General features: G+C 29.5%; 3 protein-coding genes and 1 pseudogene. 2 read left to right on the top strand and 2 right to left on the bottom strand.

Annotation, left to right across the window (positions count from 1 at the left end):
* Positions 1 to 109: 109 nt before the first annotated feature.
* Positions 110 to 727: pseudogene (locus KPL37_RS19225) on the top strand (2-iminoacetate synthase ThiH); the annotation flags it as partial.
* On the top strand, positions 720 to 1,316 hold the full coding sequence (locus KPL37_RS19220; RefSeq protein ID WP_216151682.1) for a thiamine phosphate synthase: 597 nt from the start codon (positions 720 to 722) through the stop codon (positions 1,314 to 1,316). The pseudogene KPL37_RS19225 and the gene KPL37_RS19220, both read left to right, overlap by 8 nt.
* Positions 1,317 to 1,521: 205 nt before the next feature.
* On the opposite strand, the gene KPL37_RS19215 is transcribed toward KPL37_RS19220, so the two are convergent.
* Together KPL37_RS19215 and KPL37_RS19210 are read right to left on the bottom strand one after the other, a co-directional pair.
* Positions 1,522 to 2,034, bottom strand: coding sequence for a DUF3189 family protein (locus KPL37_RS19215; protein WP_216151681.1), 513 nt, complete (start codon positions 2,032 to 2,034; stop codon positions 1,522 to 1,524).
* A gap of 131 nt (positions 2,035 to 2,165) precedes the next feature.
* The gene (locus KPL37_RS19210; RefSeq protein WP_216151680.1) at positions 2,166 to 2,921 is read right to left on the bottom strand and encodes a PHP domain-containing protein; all 756 of its coding nucleotides are present in this window, start codon (positions 2,919 to 2,921) and stop codon (positions 2,166 to 2,168) included.
* Positions 2,922 to 3,426: the final 505 nt, after the last annotated feature.

Genomic DNA, 3,426 nt, shown 5'->3' with positions numbered 1-3,426 from the left:
TATGTATCTTTGAATCCAATAAAAGAAGAAGAACTTCTTATTATAGAAGAGTCATCGTCATAAAAATGTTAGAAATAGAAATTGCGACAACTATGTTGACAAACTCCGATATGCATACGTACATAAATGTGGTGTAGATTTTGTTACAGTATTTCAGGAAACTTATAATTCAGATAAATATGAAACATTACATTTAGAGGGACACAAACGTGTTTTCCCTTATCGTTTTAACGCACAAGAAAGAGCATTAAAAGGTGGGATGCGCGGTGTTGGATTTGCTGCACTTCTAGGACTAGATGATTTTCGAAAGGATGCTTTAGCAACAGGATTTCATGCATACCTTCTTCAACGCAAGTATCCACACGCTGAAATTGTTCTTTCATGTCCAAGGTTATGTCCAATAATTAATAATGATAAAATCAATCCAAAAGATGTACATGAAAAGCAGCTGCTACAGATAATTACTGCATATAGAATATTTTTGCCTTTTGCAAACATTACTATATCAACTCGTGAACGTGCTGGTTTTCGTGATAATGTAATTGGAATTGCAGCAACTAAAATTTCAGCTGGAGTTTCAGTTGGAATAGGTGGTCATAGTGCTAAAGATGAGGCTAAAGGTGATGAACAATTTGAGATTTCGGACTCGCGTTCAGTAGCAGAAATATCTGATGTAATTAAAAGTCATGGTCTTCAACCAGTTATGAGTGATTATATATATGTATAAAATGCTTGCAATTACCAATCGTCATCTTTGTAATAATGACTTTTTACAGCAGATACAAGGCATTTGCTTATTGAATGAAAAAAACACAATGATTAAGTCTGTGAGTATAGTACTTAGAGAAAAAGATTTATCTGAAAATGATTATAAGGATTTAGCAACTAAGGTACTAAAAATATGCAAAAAAAATAATACAGAGTGTATATTACATACTTACTATAAAGTAGCGACAGAACTTAATTGTAAAAAGATTCATCTGCCATTACATGTTTTAAAATCTAATCCAGGTGTATGCAAAGAATTTAATGAAGTTGGGGTGTCTATCCATTCATTAAATGAAGCAATAGAAGCTGTTAATTTAGGTGCAACTTATATTATAGCGGGACATATATTTGCGACTGTCTGTAAGAAAGATGTTCCACCAAGGGGTTTAAGCTTTTTATCATCAGTATGTAGCTCCACAAATATTCCTGTTTATGCTATTGGTGGAATTTTGCCTGCAAATGCTCAAGAAGCTATTAATGCAGGTGCAGATGGGATTTGTATTATGTCAGGGTTAATGACCTGTGAAAATCCTAGGACATTTATATAAAAGATTATTTGCATCCTTATAATGAAAATGCAAAGAATGACTAAAAGAGCAATTTAAGAGAAAGTAAATTTAGTACTATGTAAAATAAATATTTTTGATTATAGGTAGTAATAAATAAGGAAGTATTAGCTTGAATAAACATTTAATTATATATTTATATCAGTTACATCAACTTTTAGTTGATGTAATCTTTTTTTAGTTAAAATCATTTTTTCTTAAATTCCTTATTATCTAAAATAATAACTCCTGACTGACCTTCCTTTGATGTCTTCTTTGTGTGATTTACAAGCTTTATAATGTTCTTGTATGATTGTTTTGCTCCCTTTACAAGCAAGGGCACTCCTATAAAATCAATTTTTAGCCACCTAGAAAATAATCCACCAAAGGTCATTAGTAATGGAACAGTTGGTGATGTATTGGAAAATACAATTTTCTCACTTAATAGACTTTGTTTATGAAGCATAGAAGCTAAATTATATAATCCAGGAATTAAAACCTTTGAACGACCCCTACCTATAGCATAGACTTTATTTCCATCTTCATCACTTCCATAATAAAAAAGTTCTCCACGATTTCCATATACTAACTTATTAAAGTTAGGTAATTTCAATATTTCATCCTTAGTCGGCTCTTGCTTTTCATCCAGTATTTTTAAGTGGTAAGCAATTGCTAAAATAGATGAGTGGGTACCTCCATAACAATTATATATGTATATCATTTAAATCACCTGATTTCTTATTTTATAGTATTTTTTTATAATTGTAGTATATGCATTAAACATCTATATTAAACATTCTTTAGACACGCTTTCTCTAATGAATTAAATGTTTCTACAATCCTTTACCAAAACTAATCTCTTAATAATTTCATTGATCTATGTGCACTTCCATCAGCATTAATAATATCATTATCTGTAAGGCCTGCCTCAACTGCAATATTATAAGCTTTACCAAAATTGCCTACATCCTCCGATTTGTGTGCATCACTACCCAATGAAAATTTGACACCCATATTTTTTAACTTTTTTATTGTTTCAATATCCATATTTCTATGACTTCTGTTAATTTCCAAAGCAGTGTTTCTTTGAGCTGCAACCTTTCCAATTTCGATAATATCTGGATTAACATGCTCTAAAGGATGATTTAATATTGTAATTTCATATTTTTTAATAGCATTAATTGCAGCTTCTGTGTAATTCCTTAATAAAAATGGATTTTGTACTGCTCCAGGATGATAACCCACACAAATTATATCCAGGTAATCAATTACTTCATCTTTAATATCTATATCACCTTGTTTATTAATTATATTACATTCTACGCCAAGAAGAATCTTAAAGTCATTCTCCTTCAATAATGAACTCTTATTAAGATCATCAATTAATTTACGTGATTTTTCATATTGATTTAGTTTCATCCCGAAGGTAATATGTTTATAACCATGGTCTGTTATGGCAATTTCTTTTAATCCTCTTTTTATTGCAGCTTTAACATTTGATTCAATAGTCCCTTTAGCATGTTCTCCTAAAATAATATTAAGTAAAGGAATATGTCCTTTTGCGATATTAGTATGAGTATGATAGTCAGCAATAATTTTAAAACTCATTTTATCCCCTCCATGGTATAATATCTTTTAATTAGCCACTTCATTATCAAATTGAAAAGCATCTTGTATTCACATATGTAAATTCCATGTGTCATGTTTATCATTCAGTTTTATTTTACCCATATTTTTGGAAAATATTTATCTTCTATTTGTGGTGCTAAAAGACAACACCCTTGAGTGGCAATTTAAGAAAATAATGTACTAACTTACAGTTTATATTAACTGGTTTGATTTGTTATTTTAATAATTTATATTAAATTAGATATAATATAAGTTGAGGTGATTATAATGCATACTATATTAACAAAACATTTAATTTTATCTTTATTTGCAAAAGAAGACTCCGCTCTCTATAGACGGAGATGAATTCCGCTTTTAAATTATTTTTAAATAGCTTAATATTATAGGATCTATTATGGCATAATATTTAGTAGAGATTATAAAAAAAAGGTGGTGAATATTTTGAGAATAGAAACTAATTCTTCTACAAGAATATATAAAGATA

The sequence above is a fragment of the Clostridium frigoris genome (assembly GCF_018861865.1).
Classification (GTDB): Bacteria; Bacillota; Clostridia; order Clostridiales; family Clostridiaceae; genus Clostridium_AD; species Clostridium_AD frigoris.
Note: the sequence above shows the minus strand (reverse complement) of the source record. Positions and strands in the feature narration are given on the sequence as shown.

What these genes read in the sequence shown, in the direction of transcription:
- KPL37_RS19210 (WP_216151680.1), bottom strand. Translation starts at nt 2,921, where the DNA reads ATGAGTTTTAAAATTATTGCTGACTATCATACTCATACTAATATCGCA.
- KPL37_RS19220 (WP_216151682.1), top strand. Translation starts at nt 720, where the DNA reads ATGTATAAAATGCTTGCAATTACCAATCGTCATCTTTGTAATAATGAC.
- KPL37_RS19215 (WP_216151681.1), bottom strand. Translation starts at nt 2,034, where the DNA reads ATGATATACATATATAATTGTTATGGAGGTACCCACTCATCTATTTTA.